This is a genomic window from Verrucomicrobiia bacterium (assembly GCA_035577545.1).
GTDB lineage: Bacteria > Verrucomicrobiota > Verrucomicrobiia > Palsa-1439 > Palsa-1439 > Palsa-1439.
In genome coordinates, this window is the sequence record DATLVI010000010.1 from 21,535 (window position 1) to 38,746 (window position 17,212).

Annotated in this window: 15 protein-coding genes; 11 read left to right on the plus strand and 4 right to left on the minus strand. The window is 58.1% G+C overall.

Annotated elements, in window-relative coordinates; all coding sequences use genetic code 11:
• Window positions 1–9 precede the first annotated feature (9 nt).
• On the plus strand, window positions 10–780 hold the full coding sequence (locus VNL17_03150; GenBank protein HXI83069.1) for a PEP-CTERM sorting domain-containing protein: 771 nt from the start codon (window positions 10–12) through the stop codon (window positions 778–780).
• 117 nt (window positions 781–897) lie between these two features.
• Here VNL17_03150 and VNL17_03155 read toward each other — a convergent pair whose 3' ends face one another.
• The 3 genes from VNL17_03155 to VNL17_03165 are packed head-to-tail and all read right to left on the minus strand — an operon-like array spanning window position 898 to window position 6,383.
• Entirely contained in the window at window positions 898–2,619 is a 1,722-nt protein-coding gene (locus VNL17_03155) for a glycosyltransferase family 39 protein (protein HXI83070.1), read from the minus strand.
• Window positions 2,620–2,628: 9 nt separating this feature from the next.
• On the minus strand, window positions 2,629–4,848 hold the full coding sequence (locus tag VNL17_03160; protein ID HXI83071.1) for a tetratricopeptide repeat protein: 2,220 nt from the start codon (window positions 4,846–4,848) through the stop codon (window positions 2,629–2,631).
• Window positions 4,845–6,383: a hypothetical protein gene (locus VNL17_03165; GenBank protein HXI83072.1), complete on the minus strand. Its 1,539-nt coding sequence runs from the start codon at window positions 6,381–6,383 to the stop codon at window positions 4,845–4,847. The genes VNL17_03160 and VNL17_03165 overlap by 4 nt, the downstream gene beginning before the upstream one ends.
• Window positions 6,384–6,653: 270 nt before the next feature.
• Between VNL17_03165 and VNL17_03170 the strand changes: the two genes are divergently transcribed.
• On the plus strand, window positions 6,654–7,331 hold the full coding sequence (locus VNL17_03170) for a PEP-CTERM sorting domain-containing protein (GenBank protein ID HXI83073.1): 678 nt from the start codon (window positions 6,654–6,656) through the stop codon (window positions 7,329–7,331).
• A gap of 126 nt (window positions 7,332–7,457) precedes the next feature.
• A complete protein-coding gene (locus VNL17_03175) occupies window positions 7,458–9,074 on the plus strand; it encodes a bifunctional UDP-sugar hydrolase/5'-nucleotidase (GenBank protein HXI83074.1) in 1,617 nt (538 codons plus the stop codon).
• A 3-nt stretch (window positions 9,075–9,077) separates the two neighbouring features.
• Here the strand turns inward: VNL17_03175 and VNL17_03180 are convergent, their stop codons facing one another.
• Window positions 9,078–9,758 carry a hypothetical protein gene (locus tag VNL17_03180; GenBank protein HXI83075.1) on the minus strand — a complete coding sequence of 227 codons (681 nt, stop codon included), beginning with the start codon at window positions 9,756–9,758 and terminating at the stop codon, window positions 9,078–9,080.
• 297 nt (window positions 9,759–10,055) lie between these two features.
• Between VNL17_03180 and VNL17_03185 the strand changes: the two genes are divergently transcribed.
• The 8 genes from VNL17_03185 to VNL17_03220 all read left to right on the plus strand — a co-directional run bounded on the left by VNL17_03185 (window position 10,056) and on the right by VNL17_03220 (window position 17,207).
• Window positions 10,056–11,264 carry a type II secretion system F family protein gene (locus tag VNL17_03185; GenBank protein ID HXI83076.1) on the plus strand — a complete coding sequence of 403 codons (1,209 nt, stop codon included), beginning with the start codon at window positions 10,056–10,058 and terminating at the stop codon, window positions 11,262–11,264.
• 81 nt (window positions 11,265–11,345) lie between these two features.
• The gene (locus VNL17_03190; GenBank protein HXI83077.1) at window positions 11,346–12,872 is read left to right on the plus strand and encodes a sigma-54 dependent transcriptional regulator; all 1,527 of its coding nucleotides are present in this window, start codon (window positions 11,346–11,348) and stop codon (window positions 12,870–12,872) included.
• 291 nt (window positions 12,873–13,163) lie between these two features.
• Window positions 13,164–13,550 (plus strand): prepilin-type N-terminal cleavage/methylation domain-containing protein, encoded by a 387-nt coding sequence (locus VNL17_03195; GenBank protein HXI83078.1) that lies wholly within the window; start codon window positions 13,164–13,166, stop codon window positions 13,548–13,550.
• A 95-nt stretch (window positions 13,551–13,645) separates the two neighbouring features.
• On the plus strand, window positions 13,646–14,071 hold the full coding sequence (locus tag VNL17_03200) for a prepilin-type N-terminal cleavage/methylation domain-containing protein (protein HXI83079.1): 426 nt from the start codon (window positions 13,646–13,648) through the stop codon (window positions 14,069–14,071).
• Between the two features lie 143 nt (window positions 14,072–14,214).
• On the plus strand, window positions 14,215–15,330 hold the full coding sequence (pilM, locus tag VNL17_03205; GenBank protein HXI83080.1) for a pilus assembly protein PilM: 1,116 nt from the start codon (window positions 14,215–14,217) through the stop codon (window positions 15,328–15,330).
• 16 nt (window positions 15,331–15,346) lie between these two features.
• Entirely contained in the window at window positions 15,347–16,015 is a 669-nt protein-coding gene (locus tag VNL17_03210) for a hypothetical protein (protein ID HXI83081.1), read from the plus strand.
• Entirely contained in the window at window positions 16,012–16,611 is a 600-nt protein-coding gene (locus VNL17_03215; GenBank protein ID HXI83082.1) for a hypothetical protein, read from the plus strand. The genes VNL17_03210 and VNL17_03215 overlap by 4 nt, the downstream gene beginning before the upstream one ends.
• Window positions 16,608–17,207, plus strand: coding sequence for a hypothetical protein (locus VNL17_03220; protein HXI83083.1), 600 nt, complete (start codon window positions 16,608–16,610; stop codon window positions 17,205–17,207). The genes VNL17_03215 and VNL17_03220 overlap by 4 nt, the downstream gene beginning before the upstream one ends.
• Window positions 17,208–17,212 lie beyond the last annotated feature (5 nt).

Consider the following 17,212-nt stretch of genomic DNA (forward strand, 5'->3'; position numbering starts at 1 on the left):
ATAGGCGAGATGAGTAAATTGATTAAGTTCACGGGTATTCTAGCTGTAGCTATTCTGGCTGCGGCACAAGCGCAGGCGGCACTGACTGGAAGCGAAACGTTCAGTTATTCAGACGGCGATTTGACGACTGTCGCTCCTGCTGGAGTATGGTCCAATTTCAGCGGCACAACGGCGCTCAATGTTAGCAACGGCGTCGCTGTCCTTACAGGAGTAAATAGCAAGGATGACGGGCTGAACTTGAGTTCAGCAGGAGCATCAAACGGTGTTGAATACGCCAGCTTCGATGTCAACTTCACTTCTTGGCCAGCCGGCACTGGGTCGTATTTTGCCATGTTCAAAGACACGTCGACCTCGAATTTCCGCGCGAGGGTGCTGGTCACGAACACGGTTGGAGGGGTTTCGATCGGCATCGCAAACTCGTCCGCAACGGCGGTCGCTGGCACGGCTTTCCTGCCCGGAGTTTTGAGTTTGGGCACGACGTACCGAGTCGTGATCAGGCTTGATCAAAGCAGCGGGGTTGATTCGTCTACCATCTGGCTCAGCCCCACGCTTGAGACGGATCCAGGCGCCACCGCAACGGATACCGTAGTGTCGGGTCCTCTACAGATTCCGGTGACTCAGTTTGCGCTGCGTCAGAGTAATGCGACGCAGGGACTCAACTGGGTTGACAACATCCTGGTTGGAACCACGTTCGCCGATGTAGTTCCAGAGCCTTCCTCGATCGCATTGGTCGGAGCGGGCCTACTGGGTCTGTTGGCGATGCGTCGTCGCCGTTCATAAGGGTTGTAAATCTAGATTCGCTTCATCACGGGCCACTCCGGAAACGGGGTGGCCCGTTTGTGTTTGCAGATTGGGGTAGGCCTCGGTCGGTCTGAAGGCGCAAGTCTGCGGGAAGCGCTAATCACCGATTCTGTAAACGAAAAGCGTGTAGCCGACGCGGTCGATGGGTTGATGTTGCTCGCGCAGCCAAGTCCATTCGGGTTGCATGAGGACCATCGCCGAGATCACGAGCGTGCCGGGTGGGGCGGTGCGCGCTTCCGCGGCTTCCACCGTGGTGTACTGGATGCCGTGGTAGGTGAGGGCCTTTTCCACGCCAAAGTAGGCCAGATAGCAGCGTTCCAGATGGTGGCCGGTCAGGTACTGCTTCAGGCGTTTGACGTCCTGGCCCCAATCGAGATTGGAGTCGAGCAGGTACTTGTAGCCATTGCGCGCACCGCCGGCGAACTCGTTGAAGTATTCGATGTAGAACGGATGTGCGTCTATGCTCACGGCTACCAGCCAGGCAACCAGAAACATGGTTGCGACCCTCCAGGCTCCACGTCGCAGCGCCAACTGCGAAGCCACGCCCACGGACAGCAGCCCGTAGACGGGTAGGAGATGGCGGACGCCGATGTTCATCTTGTTGTACATCGCCAGGCCAAAGAAAATGGCGGCGGCAACCCAGGGGACAAGTTGTTCGAGCCGTTGGGTTCGAATTCGCCGGAGAAGAACGAAGAGAGCCCCGGTCAGGAGCGCCAGAAAGGCGATCGGCGTTTTCAAGGCGAACGCGACGGGGTAGTAGTACCACCAGCCCTCGGGACTCCACTTCCCGAGCAGGTAGCCATTATGCCCTGCGTCGGCAGTGCCCAGCAGCAACGCCACGGCTTTGAAGAAGTCCGGCGGAATCAGGACCAGGCGGAAGTCCTCAAACCACGACGGAACATTCAGCCACGCGACTTGTGCCGGTTCAAGCGGAGGCGCGGGCATCCAGTGCGGCGCGTAGACAATCAAGATGACGGCCCACGTACTGGCGGCCAGTACGAAGATGAGTTTGACGAACTGAAGAGTGCTCCTTTGCTCTGCAGTCAGCCTCCACCGTACAAGCGCGGTCACCACGACGAAAATAGGCAGGAGCAGGAGGGCGGATAGTTTGGTCGTCAGCGCCAGGCCGAAGGCCAGTCCTGCGATAATCGCGGTACGAAGACGAGGACGTTGCACGAAATGGGTGAAACTCCATAAAGACGCTAGTATCGTCAGTGTCCCACCCCCATCGGTCTGGACGATATGGCCGTGCGCCAGTGCGACCGGGTTAAAAACCCAGAGGGCACAACCGAGGAGCCCGGCCCAAGGGCCGGCGAGTTGATTGGCCCAGAGGAAAATAACGACGGCCGTGAGCAGGGTCAGCACTACTTGCATCAAGCGGGCTGCGGTCAGCAATCGGTCGGCATCGTTTTCGCCGCTGTAGAGGAAGAATTGGCCGAAACGATCCCCTTCCATCCACGGCCAGTAATACCAATTGTCACGACCCGCTGGAAACAGTTGGCTGGACGCTTCAAGGGGACCACGCCATGGACGGTCCATAGGATATCCTGTATGACCTTCGAGGAGCGAACGTGACTCCTCTGGAATCTTCACTGACATGAAGGTCAGCGGCAGGGCGGACCACAATTTGGCCAAGGGTGGCTCGTCGGGGTGCATGCGGAATCCCAGGCCTTCACAGTACGTATAGCCGGCGCCGAGAATCCATGGTTCGTCCGCCGTCGCGCTCTCCTCATGGATCGGCTGCCACATCAAGCACACCATGACTCCCGCGAGGAGCAGAAATCCGGTCAATGCGCCCGCTTTTTCGGGTTTCGTCATGTTAGCTATTCAGGGAGTGCGGTAGGGCTCACGAGCTTCGTAATTCTTGAGTTGAATTGAAATTGCCGTGACCAGGTTGCTTTGATTTTGCGCGCCGGCAAGCGCGAGCGCCTCGTGTGCGGTCGTAACGGCTTCATCGAAGCGACCGGCTTCGGCATAGGCCGCCGCCAGCGTGACCAATGGCTTGGGCTCCTTGCGAGCGGTCAATTTGGCAAGCTGTTCGCCAATCTGGATTGCCTGCGGCGCGTTCCGCAACGAGGCGTCAGGTACGGTGGCCATGAGCCAGGCCATTTCGTTGCCCATGATCATGTGGCTGGGCTCGATTTCCAAGCCGCGCCGAAAGGTGTCGATGGCTTCGCTGTACCGACGGGCCTGGACAAAAGTTTTGCCCAATTCGAAATAGGCCTGCCCCAGGCCCGGGTACAACTCGATTGCCGCGCGGAACTGGTTGATTGAATCATCGAGCCGACCTGCGGTGCGATACGTTACCGCCAGATTGTAGCGGAGTTCGGGGAGTTTTGGATCGGCCCTGACCGCACGTTCATAAAGACGAATCGCCTCATCGAGTTCGCCTTTTTCGACGAGGATCCTGGCGAGATTGCTATTTACCAGCGCGTAGTCGGGCTGCAAGGAAAGGGCCAAACGGTAGCACTTGGTGGCTTCATCGGTACGGCCTTGCTCCAGCAACAAGGTTCCCAGGTCGTAATACGCCTCAGCCATTGTCGGCTCGGCCAGAATGGCCCGGTGGAAATACTGCTCCGATTCGGCCGGTTTCTTGATCTTGTAAAAGAGGTGGCCAAGACAGTAGAGGGCCTTGCTGTAGTCCGGCTTGATGCGGAGAGCTTCCTGCAGGGCTTGCTCCGCCTCTTCGTAACGCTGCTGCTCGGTCAGCGCGAGCCCGAGATTGCTTTGCGCTTCCAGAAACCCGGGCTTCAGGCGTAGCGCTTGCCGGAAATACCGCTCGGATTCCACGTACAGCTTTTTTCCGTTGTCGATCACGCCCAGATTGCACCAGGCCACGAAAGCATCGGGGTTCTTCGCCACCGTGTCCTGCCACAGGGTTTGATCGTCATGAAAGACTTGTGCATGATGCCTACTGATTGTGCCCAGTCCCGCGATCAATACTACTGCCAGGGTCCACTGTACGATTCGGGACGCCAGCAGTGTGGCGCCGGCGGCCGCGACCAGCGTCAAAATACCCAGCGAGGCAAGGTACTGAAAATGGTCCGACACGAATGAGTAGCGGAAAAAGTAGATATCCAGGAACCCGAGGACCGGTAACAAGGCGATGGCAAAATAACCGATTCCAAATGTTGCCGCCTGTGCCCAGAGTTGGCGCTGGTAGCGCCACAGAAGGCCTGCTATCCCGACAACACCCAGCAGTGGGACGAACGAGACCAGTGAGCTCGCGTTGATCTCCCATCGCGAATAGACAAACGACAAGTCCACCGGCCAAAGCAGCTTGGCCGCGTAAAACCACAGCGCCTTGCCGGCCACGATCAGGCGTCCCGCCAGACTCAATGACCAATCCTGAGTCGAGCGTTCGATCTGGCCGCGTTGTTCTACGATGGTTAAAAGCGACATTCCCGCGGACAACGCGAAAAATGGCGCGGCGCGGAAAAAGTCGGCCTTATGCAGTTCGCCTTGTTGCCACCACGCCAGCAGCAGGAGCACGAAGGGTAGCACGACTGCAGAAGGTTTGCTCAATAACGCTGCGGCGAAGGCAGCGAGGGCAAACGCGTACCAAGTTCGGCTTTTGTTGTGGTCAAATTGTAGAAAGCACAGCAGCGACGCGAAAAAGAAGAAACCGGACTGGGTGTTTTTCAGTTCTGTGATCCACGCGACGGATTCGACGTTGACGGGATGAATTCCCCAAAGCGCGGCGGCCACCCAGGCACCGCGAATGTTCAGACGGCGCAGCAACAGGAAAATAAGGGCCACGTTACCGGCGTGAATGATGATGTTGACCGCGTGGTAGGGCAGGGGATTCAGACCCCACAAGCGGCGCTCCGCCCAAAAGGTGGTTAGCGTGAGCGGGTAATAGCGTGAAAATGTCACCGACGTCCAGACCTTGTGCAGGCCGCCGGGCAGGGTCATCGCCGGGTTGGCTGTCAGATGATCATCATCGTCCCAAATGAAACCATTGTGCAGGGCAGGCCAATGCGTGAACACCGTAAGCGCAAGGAGTGCCGCGATGGCCAAGAGCATTTGTTTCGAGGGCCGGCTCATCGTGCGATGGCGTCTTGGACGGCTTTACGGACGTACAATTGCCATGGACCCGATTCGGCCTGTAATTCAGCGTGCTCAGCCAGGTACACTGCAAAATCGGCAGGCATGCCCCGCGCAAGGAAGTAGTTGTAGGCCGTGCCGTGCTTGTCCCAGTTGAACAAATTCGGGACGTACTCGTTGGGCGCGGGCGGTCGCACATTGTCTTTCAAACGCATCGGCATCGGCGGTGCCCAAAAATAAGGGCTCAGCCCGCCCCCCACAAGCATATGGTAGTAATTATGCGCTTTTAGATACGGGTCGAAATACGTGGAATCCAACTCGGGTGAAGTTCGCTCAAAGACCAGTGGCAGCACCGTTGCATTCGGCGGCATCTTTTCGATAATCGGTGTAATTTCGGCAATCTCGTGTGAGATGCGAATTTGCTTGGCGACTGATTGTATGAGGATCACCGCGATCAGGCCAACGAATACGGCGATTTGGCCGCCTTGGAAACGCACATCGGCCACCACGACTGCCAGCAGGAAGTACGCGAGCGAGGCCACGCGGAAATTAATGAAGGTGTATTCACTGACGCTGAAAGGCAGCACCACTGCAGCGGTAGTCGCCACGCAAAACAGCACGAGGTAGCGCCTGGTACGCTGGCGCGACAGAGTATCCGAGCCTGTCCCGGACCAAGCCCAGCCGGCGCATGCGGCGAGTAGCATCCACGACAGCACCGTTGTTGAATCCACGCCGTCGTGCCAGCGCATGCCTGTGAACATATACAGGCTGAAGCCCAGTGATTCGGTTACCGGCTTCCAATTCCAGGCGGGAAGTGGATTGTCCATGTTCGGTGGAATGATTGTCGTCGGGCCAATGGTGAGGATTCCGACACTTAGCAGTACGGTGCCGATACTGATTGCGATGGCCATTCTTCGGATCCGCGCCGTATCGTGTCGATACGAGATCGACATGACAACCGCCAGCGCAAAGAACACGAGAAACGCGAAGACATGCGTGACAAACAGCGCCAACTGCCACAACGCCTGTCGCGTGCAGCGCCATGCCGTGAGCGGTTGGGTGACCAATTCCTCGTAATCAAGCAGCGCCAGCACGACCAGTGGCAGCGCGTAGCAGTAATTCATGTTACCGAGAAAGTACTGTTGATTGAACATGAACAGGAAAAGCAGGAGCACGCCCCATGTTGGTGCATCTCCACTTATCCGGTTCCGTAGTTTCACGACGAGAGCTACAACCAGCGCGACGTACGCCGATATGGCCAGTTTGCCCGCGATCTCAATCGCCGTGAGCTTGAAGAGCGCTGCTGTAAGGATATAGAATGTGGCGTACGTGGGCTGCAATCGAAGCTCGAAGTTCCGCATGTACACGGAGGATGAGTCGCAGGCCAATGCCAGGAGCTTGGCCTGCAGCAAGTGTTGTGGGTAATCTTGCAGGGGGGGGAATCTGGTTGACCAGATGGGCCAGAGGCTAATGATTGTGAAGGCCACAACGGCGACCCACCACAGCGCAAAAGCCTTCGATGGCGCCTGATTCATTTGCGCGATGGTAACGAATCAGTTCACAATCTGCAAGAACATGGGGACGCGGGTGCAAACGGTTGCAGAACTTCCGCTATCGGTCTTTTTGTCGAGTTGTAATCGCTTTCAATGCGTCGATACTCCATGTGTTGCTCCGGCTACTAAAAACGTGAAAACAACGGAGAAAAGTCTTGCGTTATAAATGACGATTTTGTAATGTTGGCATTGGAGAAGCGACTAATTCCGCTCGCGAGGCGGACGAAACAACGGCAAACGGAGAGGGGAAAGATGAAGAGAGTTATTATTGCGAGTTTGGTGGCCATGGGGATTTTTACTGCGGAGGCGCAAGCCCTAACCAACATTGTTTTCTACTCATTTAACACCAACGGATTCGTGGGAGTAGACCAGAGTACTGCCATGACCAATTACCTTCAGGTGGCGAACATTGGCTCTGGCATCAGTTCGTTCTCGTTCTCCAACTCGCAAGCAACTCCGTTGCTGACGATCCTGTCATCGGTGACAGCCAGTCCGAATAACCACGGATTCCCGGCGGGTAACTCTGTGGGTATGAACGGTTGGAACGGCGGGGCCAGCTACTTCCAGTTTACCCTGAACGCGACAGGTTTTCAGGGGCTCGTTCTTGCATGGGCCGGAAATCGGTCGAGCACTGGCCCAACGAACGTCGTATTACAGTACAGCAGCGATGGTGGTGCAACGTTCAATAATTTCAACACCTTTGCCGCGCCAGCTAATGTCGGGACAACTCAAGACGTCAGTGCGGTGACCGCGCTGGACAACAACGCGCTCGACGTGTTCCGCATTGTCGGTGTCGATGCTGCCGCAGCCGGCACGCTCAAGATCGACAACTTCTCGATTGAAGCCACGGCCGTCCCCGAGCCTTCCACCATGCTGTTGGTTGGTGTGGGAGTGTTGGGTATGTTCGCGATTCGTCGCCGTCGTTCGTAATTACGAATCTGAATTCATCACGGGCCGCCCTGGCAACGGGGCGGCCCGATTCGTTTTGACACATAAACATGGCCGGGTGGTACTATCCGCGAATGTCCATTGGATTCTCTCCCGAGGTGCTGCAATATGATTAAGCCGCCGCGAACGGTGGTGGCTGTCCTAATTCTGTTTTGCTTTGCGCGAGTAAGCCTGTTGGCGCGTGAAGTGCCCATCACGATCATCCATACCTGCGACCTTCACGGCAACGTGTTGCCTACGGAGAGCTACGAAGGGAAGACGAATCTGGGCGGCATCGCGCGTTGCGCCACGATGATTCGCCAGATTCGCGCGCAGGAGAAAAACGTCCTGCTGGTGGATGCCGGCGACTCCATGCAGGGCACCCCGGTCAGCTTTCTCAGCGATGGACAGGTGATGGTGAAGTGCCTGAACCATCTGCATTACGATTCGTGGACGTGGGGCAATCATGAGTTCGATTGGGGACTGGGCAAGCTGGCAGCCTGCGCCGAGCGGGCCGAGGTCCCGATTGTGGTCGCCAACATCCAGGAAGCGGGCAGCGGCGGCACTCCCACCTCCCAGCGGATTACGTCGCGCTTGAAGCCGTACGTAGTGCGGGAAATGGACGGCGTGAAAGTGGGTATCATCGGGTTGGACACGCCCGACATCCCGAGCTGGAGCCGCCCGCGACTGTTTGCAGGACTGGAGTTCAAGGATTCGGTGGAGGCGTTACGGCGAACCGTTCCCGAATCGCGGGCGGCGGGGGCGCAGGTCCTGGTGCTCGTTTGCCATCAGGGCTATCGCGAGGCAGGGGATGACCACGCCAACCAGATCAACGCCATCGCGCGCAATTTTCCGGAGTTGGATGTGATCATTGGCGCCCATACGCACCGTAACTTTCCGGAATTCAAGGTCAGCAATATCCTGTACAGCCAGGCCGACTATTATGGGATTTATCTTGGCCGCGTGGACCTGGTGTTTGACACGGAGAAGGGCCGCGTGGTCAAGCGCCAGTCCAACACGCTGCTCATGGACGAACATATCCCGCTCGACGGCGAAGTGCTGAAGCTCGCGGGCGCGGAAATTGACCGCGCCGAGAAGTTGTCAAGCGCCCACCTTGGCGAGGCCACCGATGATCTGTGGATCCGCGCCCTGCCGCACAAGGAAACGCCGATCCACAACGTTATCTTTGAGGCGATTGCGGATGCGCTTGGCGCGCGCGGCGTGAAGGTGGACGCGATCGTGCACGGGATCAACGAACGGCGGAACGGGTTGAAAAAGGGCGCCATCACCGTGGGGGATGTCTGGAAGGTTGTGCCATACGAAAACACCGTCGGTGTTCTGGAGTTGACGCCGGCGGAGCTGCGTGACGTCCTGGATGAAGACGTCGAGACCTACAATAATCCTGCGTTTCGCGGGATTTGGGGGTTGAAATGGACCTTCGATCCCGACGCAAAGCCGGGGCAGCGGACCATCTCGCTGGTTCATGCGGATGGTTCCTCTTTGGACGAAACGCAACGGCTTGCCGTGGCCTTCAACAGTTACGATTTGGCCGGCGGCGGGCAGCGCTGGAAACGGTTGCGGGAGTTGGTGGACCGGCCCGACACGAAGCTGGTGGAGTACGATTTTCAGACGCGGGAGGCGGTCATCAACTACATCCGCAAACGCGGCACGATTACGCCAACCATCCGCGATTGGTGGACGGCAAAGCGGGGGGCCAGGTCGGACCACCCACGGAAGACCGAGTAGGGCCTACTGGGGCGCGAGTTTCACCGCGCCCGCAGCTTCGAGAACGATCGTCGGCTTCCCACTTTCCAGCTTGACCGGGCCGGTGATTGTGAGCGCGCGCCCTGGTTGAAGCTGTGCGGCGGAGAGTCCCGACAGGGCCTTTTCCCCGAGCACGACCGGGATTTCACCGGTGGCATCCTGGACGCCGAGTCGCTGGGTTTTGTCGATTGTTTCCGAGGCGGCAATCGTGCCGGAGATAATCACGGCGCGGTCAACCCAGTCCGCCTTGATCGCCCCGATGACGGTCTCGACGGGCGGTGCTGTTGGACGGGCTGCAGTTGCCGTTGCATTGGTGGCGGTCTCCGCGGCACCAGCGACGGCATTGATTACGTCGAGCGCCGCCGCGTTACGCAGGCGCAGTTGGAGCGCATCCCGAAAAACATTCACGAGGGCGGTCACACGGATGGTATTTCCCACTTTCACCTTCGACGCGAGTTGCGGTTGCATATCCGACCAGTACACGAGCGGGACCGTCGCGCCAGCCTCGGTGAGGTTGACAAGATAGGGAGCGCGTGGACTGCTGGGCTCTCGCACACTCGAGATGACGGCTTGCACGGTGACTTCGTGGTTCGTTAATGCCTTGGTGACGCTGCCGACAGGCGTGAGGGATGCGTCGCTTGCCAAAGCGGCTACAGGAATCGCCATATTCGTACAAAGGAGCCCGACAAAAACGGACAGCAGCCACCGCGAAAAGGGTCTTTCGCCCGTGGAGGGGAGTTTGTTCGTTGAAAGGTGGCTGGCAAATGTTGGCATCATCGTCTTTCCTCTTCTCCAAGGCTTTACGGCTTATCCGCAGACAACCAACTTGATTCTTTCAATGAAATGCAGGCGCGGCAAGGAAAAACCTTGACGAACCAAATATACAGGTTGGGAGGTGGCATATTAGCTGCTCGGATTTGCGTAGGATTGTTCTCGATGGCAATTGGATACTGACGAGCAGCTATGGCGAATTTCACATATCAAGCGCGGGACACCTCGGGGAACCCGAAAGGTGGCGATATCGAAGCCGCGGATCAACAAGCGGCGGCCGCGATGCTGGTGGATCGCGGATTGATGGTCATTTCCATACGGGCGTCTGCCAGCCAGAAGGTCGGGCGCAAACGCCGCCAGGGCAAGGTCAAGTCGCAGGATTTGGTGGTTTTCACCCGCCAACTGGCGACCATGATGGATGCCGGTTTGCCGCTCGTGCAGACGCTGACCGCGTTGGAAGAGCAGACCGACAACCCGGTGTTCAAGCCCGTGTTGCGCACGGTCACCACAAGAGTTGAACAAGGCCAGGCGTTTTCCGAGGCCCTGGGCGAACATCCCAAAGTGTTTACCAAACTCTATGTGAGCATGGTGGAAGCCGGTGAAACCGGCGGTCTGTTGGCGGAGATCCTGGATCGTTTGGCGTGCTATTTGGAGTCAACCGCGCGTTTGAAGAAGAAGGTAAAGTCAGCGATGTCATACCCGGTCATCGTGTGCGTCATCGCTCTTTCGATCGCACTGTTCTTGATCGTCAAGGTCATCCCGATTTTTGCCAGCATCTATAAGGACTTTGGCGCGGCGTTGCCGACCCCAACACAGATCCTGATCGACTTCAGCAACTTCATTCGCGCGTACTTCGTGCTGGCCATCGGCGCGGCGGGTGGATTTACCTTTGCCCTCATAAAGTTCAAGCGCACCAAACGCGGGACCGCGCTTTGGGACCGTACCAAGTTGCGGCTGCCCGTGTTTGGGAAACTGGTGCATAAGATTGCCATCTCACGATTTGCGCGGACCTTCGCGGCGCTGTTGCGGAGCGGTGTGCCGATTTTGGAAACCCTGCGCATCGTGGGGCAATCGGCGGGAAACACCGTGGTGGAACGAGCCGTGGAAAAGACCGCCGCCAGCATTGAGCGGGGCGACAACCTTGCCGTGGCGCTGGGACAGCATCCTATTTTCCCGCCCATGCTGGTACGGATGGTATCGGCCGGTGAGCAAACAGGCAAGGTGGACGTGATGTTGGAGAAGATTTCCGATTTCTACGATGAAGAGATTGAGGCCATGCTGTCAGGACTGACGTCGCTGATCGAGCCTTTGCTGATCGTGTTCCTCGGCGTGGTGGTCGGCAGCATTGTGATTTGCATGTTTCTACCGATTTTCAAGCTGAATCAGGTCGTACAGTTTTAGAGTGGCGCCGCCTGGCAGCGAGGCGGCGCCGGTGAAGCGGAACAAGGGGGCTGCCACGAGTTGAGCGCAGAGGAGGAATTCATGGCGAAAATAATAATTGTTGATGACGATCCCGCGATGGTGTCCGTGCTATCGGAGGTGCTGCGTGAGCATCGCCATGAGGTGCTACCCGCCAGCAGCCCGGAGCGCGCGTTGCAACTGGTGAAGGAAGGCGCACCCGATCTCGTCTTATCCGATATTGAGATGCCCGAAGGCAAGCCCATGGGCCTGAAACTGTTGCAGCAGGTCAAGGAGTACAACCGGTCTATCCCCGTGGTCATGATCACGGGGCAGGGGACCAAGGAGCGCGCCGTACAAGCGCTCCGCGCCGGCGCGCATGACTTTATCGAGAAGCCCTTTCAGATCGACGAGTTGGTCAAGCGCCTTGACAACGCGCTGATGCAGCAGAAAGCCGTGCATGCGCTCGAAGAGAACGTCGAACTCCGTCGCCAACTTCAGGATAAATTCCGTTTCGACTCGATGATTGGCTCGAGCCCACGCATGGAGGCGGTCTACCGGCTCATTGAGCGCGTGGCCAATACCGACTCGACCGTGCTGATCCTCGGCGAAAGCGGGACCGGGAAGGAGCTGGTCGCCCGCGCGCTGCATTACAACAGCCGGCGCGCCGCCATGCCCTTCGTGGCCGTGAACTGCAGCGCGCTTCCGGAGCATCTGCTCGAGTCCGAACTCTTCGGCCATCGCAAGGGCGCGTTCACCGGCGCGGCGTTCGACAAGATGGGCCTCTTCCAGCACGCCGATGGCGGTTCGATCCTCCTCGACGAAATCGGCTCGATGGCGCCGAGTCTGCAGAGCAAACTACTGCGCTTTCTCCAGGACCGGGAACTCCGCCGTGTTGGCGATACCGACACCATCAAAGTTGACGTGCGGGTTTTGGCGGCCACCAATGAGCCGCTCCAACAAAAGATGCTGGACAAGACGTTCCGTGAAGACCTCTATTACCGCATCAGCGTCATCCCCGTGCAGCTACCGGCGCTGCGCGAGCGTGTTGAGGACATTCCACTGTTGGTGAACCATTTCGTCCAACAGTGCTCACAGCGACAGGGTACGCCGCCGCCCCGCATCTCCGACGAGATGATGAGCGTGATGAAGGCGTACCGCTGGCCCGGCAACGTCCGCGAGCTACAAAATGCCGTGGAGCGTGCCTTCGCGCTTTGTGATAACGGTGTGTTCCTGCTCAAGGATTTGCCCGAGCGCGTGCTGGAGGCAGTGGCTGGGATCCCTGCCACGTCGCCAACAACCATTTCACAACGATCCACGCCGCCGCCAGGCACCGGCCCGGAAGTGGCGGGAAGCACAATCGACTCGACGCTGGCCGAGATGGCCGCGGGCGCGGCCCAATGGAGCCGGGGTCTGCCGCCGATGCAACTCAAGGAGTTCCTGCACGGACAGGAAGTTAACTACATCGAGCAAGTTATCCAGTCGACTGGCGGTGACAAAGAGAAGGCTGCGCAAATGCTTGGCATTAGCATGGCCACGCTTTATCGCAAGCTCGCACCCAGCTCCGATGAGCAGCTGTCCGGGGTCGAGAAAGTCCAACCACAGGTGTAACGGGGGCAGTGAGCCGGGCCGCCCGGTTTCGGTCTCGTCGGCCCCCGTTCGGCCACTCGACGGACAGAGATGTCCAATCTCCGTACCAATTGTGTGCATGAACACCCCGGTTGTCCACGTGAAGGGCTTGCAAAGATGCGAAGATTCTCAGTTCTTGGCATGGAAAGGCGACAAACTCACAGAAATGGCTGGTTCAAACCGGGTCTCGCGCTGGCTGTAAGCACTGGCATTCTGCCTGCTTAGAATCCTCCCATGGAAACAAACAACTTCCATGAAAGGCAGGTGAATCAGATGATTACGATAAACAGTATCCGCAAGGACCGCTCGGCATTTACCCTGGTTGAAATCATGATTGTGGTTGCCATCATTGGGTTGCTCGCCGCGCTCGCGATCCCGGGTTTCGTCAAAGCCCGCAAACAGTCACAAGGCCGCCGCATTCTTAATGACGCGCGTCAGATGGACGCCGCCATTGACCAATGGGCACTTGAGACAGGCCAGACGGATGGCAATGCCATCAATACGACCTCGGCCGCGACGTACTTGAAGACAACCTGGAAGAGTCAAGACCTTCTCGGTAATGCCTTCGCCGTTACGGTGGTCGGTGGCACCCAGATGGCGGTCAGCGCCACTACGAAGTCTGCTTTGGCAGGCGTCGGTATCGACTGGGGCGCCTACTAAGGCTCGACCCGGTACAAGCGCGCAAGCGCTTTTTGTTGTACTCGACAGAGGCAGGAGGGCATTCCCTCCTGCCTCTGCTGCAAGGAAGAGACGACATGAAACTGGAACGAGCAGACCGATGGAGGGAGGTGGATTCGATGCGTCAACGATCACTGTACGAACAACAGGCGTTCACCCTGGTTGAAATCATGATCGTGGTAGCCATTCTTGGGTTACTCGCCGCGCTCGCAGTCCCCAGCTTCATCAAAGTTCGCAAGGAATCCCAAGGCAAACGCATTGTCAACGATGCCCGTCAGATTGATGCTGCCATCGACACCTGGGCCCTCCAAGTAGGCGCGTCTGACGGCGACGCTGTGGATCTTGTGCAGGCCGCCCAGTACACGAAATCGGGTACAATTAACCCCAACGACGTACTGGGAAATCCCTACCTGATTGGCCCCGTGGGTGAGACCCAGATGGCAGTTTCGGCGGTGACAAAATCGGCCCTGGCCGGAGTGATCATCGATTGGGGAGCGTACTGAGCAGGGATTCCTCAAGGGGCGGAGCCTCGCGAGGTGTCTTCCAGCTGTCCTCGCGATTGGCGGAGTAGTTCATCCACAGCCCAAACCCCCGCGTGAAGGCGCTGGCACATGAGGTGCTGGCTTATTGGAGTTGGCAAACAAACATGTTTTTTCGACGCAACAAACAACGTAATAAATGCGATGTGGCCCTGGGCATCGACCTGGGCGCGAGCCAGATCAAGGCCGCCGTTGTCCGGCGGCAGAAGGACAAACTGGAACTGGTCGAGTACGCCGTGCGCTCGCTCCCCGCGGGGACGGCCAAAGCGTACAAAGGACCGGAATTCGCCGCGGAGCTGCAGCAACTCGTGGACGGCCTCAAGACATCGGAACGCCACGCCTTTGTGACGATTAGTTGCAGTTCGGCGATGGTTTGCCAGGCCGAGTTCCCGGCAGCGCCGCTCGCCGAAATCAAGAGCGCCCTGAAGCTCAACAGCTCCGGTTACTTGCGCCGTGATTTTTCAGCGTATTACCTCGATGTGTTCGAGTTGAAGAAAGGCACTGAGGATACCAAGAGCAAAGCCAAGGATAAGGATAAAGACAAGGATTCGGACAAGGCCAAGGATTCGGCCAAGACGAAGGACTCGGCGAAGGCGAGCGTCCTTGTTGGCGGAGCGACCAAGGAAGAAGTGGATGCCTGCCGCGACGCGCTGGAGGCCGCCAAGATCAAACCGGAAGTGATCGAACTGGCGGCCGTTTCCGTCATCAACGCGTTCCAGGTGGGCCATCCGGAGATCAAAGACGAAGTCGTGGTCCTGATCGATATCGGCGCGCGCATGACCAGCATCAACTTCCTGCTCAACGGCGTGCCGCTGATCACACGCATCATGCATTTCGGTGGCGCACAACTCAGCGACTACATTGGCCAGGTCCTGGTGCTCAAGGCGAACGAAGCCGAGGAAGAAAAACGCAAGATGTCCGGGCCAATCCAGGAGTTGGTCAAGACGGCCATCTCGCCGCTGGCCCGGGAAATTCGATCCTCCATCGATTTCTTCGAACGACAGCACGATCTCCACGTCCGCCAAATCTATGCGTGTGGAGGTTCCGCGTCTTCGCCACAGATCCTGGCGATCCTGGGGGAGGCTGTGGGGGCGCATGTCGAGTGTTGGAATCTGATCGAGACCCTCGACGTCAGTCACTTCAATGGAGAGACACAACGCGTGCTCGCCCTGGGGCCATCCCTGGCCGCCGCGGTGGGTGCGGTTGTTCCACAACTCTCATGAACCGGGATTTGCGACGATGATAGCCATCACCCTTAATCTTCTGGCGGAAGAACAGCAGGCGCAGGTCGAACGCGCCCGCGATCCGATCAAGTTCTTTATCGCCGTTGGACTTGCCGCGCTGACGGCGGTGGTTGCGTGGGGCGGTACGCTCTCCGCCATCTTGATGCAGCGACGAGTCGAGCTGCAGGGGCTCGACGCGCGCTGGAATAAAATGAACGACGGCAGCCAGGGGCAGGGCGACTACCAGAAAGACAGCAACGCGGCCACGGAAATCCTTGCCATAAACCACTCCCGGACCTTGATCGGGCCACAGTGGGCGATGGTCAAGGACCTCATTCCTTCCACCGTCCAGTTGACCCGTGTTGGGTTTACGCTGGTGGTCGAAACAACCGGGGGCGATAGCGGCGAGGGTGGGGACGGGGAAAGCAAGCATCCCACGCGTCCGAAACAATCCAAACATCTTGCACTGCGGTTGGAAGGCGCTGCCTCCAGCGCGCGCCCGGAGTTGGAAGTGGACCAGTTTCTCAAGTCGTTGCGCAGTGATACCCGATTCGGCGCGCTCGTGGCGGACATCCAGTTGCGCTCCATTGCGCGCGCGTCCGATGACACCGACAAGACCGGTCGACGGTTGCCCGCGGTAAACTTCGTTATCGAATGTTCGTACAAGGAAAAGGCGAAGAAATGAAGCGCGGATACTGGAGCAAGCTATCGAAGGACAAGCAGCAGAAGATCGTCCTAATCTGCATCGTGACGCTGATCGCGCTCTCGGGCGTGGTTCAGTTTTATGTGCTCAAGAATTGGAATGCGCTCGTTGACACGAAGAAGCAGATCGCAAAACTTGACGATCAGATCCAGCAGGCCGAACGCGATGCCCAGCAAGCGGCACGCGATGTGGCGCATCGCGCGGAAGTGAAGTCTTTCGTCGAGATCCAACGCGCGAAGATGGTCAGTGGTGATCCCTTTGCCTGGGCCGTACGCGAGTTCAGCCTATTGGCGGAGCAGGAGCCGGTGCATATCGTCGGACTACACCCCGGCGGCAAAGTTGAAACGAAACTGGGAAGCCCGTCATATAGTACGCGGATCGAGTTCTCCGGCACATACGACGAGATCGGTGTGTACGTCCGGGACCTCGAGAACAAATTCCCGACCAGCGAAATACAATCGTTCTCGGTTGGCGGCAGCCGCGATGACAAGGGACGCCACAGCGCATCGCTGGAAATCGCACTGGCCGTGCTACCGGCGCACACGAGCGAGGAACTGGGAGCGAAGAAAACATTATGAAGCTACGGGCTCAACCAGTGATCTGGACACACCGCGCCTGGCCCAGGGCCGACGTTCTTGTTGATGGGCGTTGTGAGGATCGGGAGGACACCGCGGCAGCCAAAGTCGAACGCAAAGCGGTGACCTGCCGACAGACCGCCAGCGACAGTCTTTCCGTCCCACTACGTATCGTCGGGGTTCTCGCGTTCTGTCAGGCACTGGTTTTCATTGTGCTTTTCCTTTTCATCTGCGCCCGGGCGGGTGCGGCGACCGTTGGCAAGCCGACTTCGGATCTCGCGTTGAGTTTGTCGGCCTACACACCGCAAAGTGAGCGCGATCCGTTTGGTTCAGAGGCTCCGAAACTCGCCGGCGCGACCCAACCTGTAGGACCCGACCTGTTCAAGCTGCATGGAATCCTGTATAGCGCGGCCAATCCGTCCGCGCTGGTCAATGATCAACTCGTGGAGTTGAACAAGACGGCCAAGGTCCACACGGTACAAGGCGATGTGGAAGTCAAAGCCCTGAAGATTACCCGTGAGCTTGTCTTGTTGGATGTCGGTGGGCAGCAGGTCGAGTTGCGGCTTGGCGGGGCGGAGCACAACCCACCTGCCAAGTGAGGGAA

Excerpts from the sequence above, each read along its gene's own strand:
- VNL17_03150 (HXI83069.1), top strand. The coding sequence starts at position 10 with ATGAGTAAATTGATTAAGTTCACGGGTATTCTAGCTGTAGCTATTCTG.
- VNL17_03155 (HXI83070.1), bottom strand. The coding sequence starts at position 2,619 with ATGACGAAACCCGAAAAAGCGGGCGCATTGACCGGATTTCTGCTCCTC.
- VNL17_03160 (HXI83071.1), bottom strand. The coding sequence starts at position 4,848 with ATGAGCCGGCCCTCGAAACAAATGCTCTTGGCCATCGCGGCACTCCTT.
- VNL17_03165 (HXI83072.1), bottom strand. The coding sequence starts at position 6,383 with ATGAATCAGGCGCCATCGAAGGCTTTTGCGCTGTGGTGGGTCGCCGTT.
- VNL17_03170 (HXI83073.1), top strand. The coding sequence starts at position 6,654 with ATGAAGAGAGTTATTATTGCGAGTTTGGTGGCCATGGGGATTTTTACT.
- VNL17_03175 (HXI83074.1), top strand. The coding sequence starts at position 7,458 with ATGATTAAGCCGCCGCGAACGGTGGTGGCTGTCCTAATTCTGTTTTGC.
- VNL17_03180 (HXI83075.1), bottom strand. The coding sequence starts at position 9,758 with ATGGCGATTCCTGTAGCCGCTTTGGCAAGCGACGCATCCCTCACGCCT.
- VNL17_03185 (HXI83076.1), top strand. The coding sequence starts at position 10,056 with ATGGCGAATTTCACATATCAAGCGCGGGACACCTCGGGGAACCCGAAA.
- VNL17_03190 (HXI83077.1), top strand. The coding sequence starts at position 11,346 with ATGGCGAAAATAATAATTGTTGATGACGATCCCGCGATGGTGTCCGTG.
- VNL17_03195 (HXI83078.1), top strand. The coding sequence starts at position 13,164 with ATGATTACGATAAACAGTATCCGCAAGGACCGCTCGGCATTTACCCTG.
- VNL17_03200 (HXI83079.1), top strand. The coding sequence starts at position 13,646 with ATGAAACTGGAACGAGCAGACCGATGGAGGGAGGTGGATTCGATGCGT.
- pilM (HXI83080.1), top strand. The coding sequence starts at position 14,215 with ATGTTTTTTCGACGCAACAAACAACGTAATAAATGCGATGTGGCCCTG.
- VNL17_03210 (HXI83081.1), top strand. The coding sequence starts at position 15,347 with ATGATAGCCATCACCCTTAATCTTCTGGCGGAAGAACAGCAGGCGCAG.
- VNL17_03215 (HXI83082.1), top strand. The coding sequence starts at position 16,012 with ATGAAGCGCGGATACTGGAGCAAGCTATCGAAGGACAAGCAGCAGAAG.
- VNL17_03220 (HXI83083.1), top strand. The coding sequence starts at position 16,608 with ATGAAGCTACGGGCTCAACCAGTGATCTGGACACACCGCGCCTGGCCC.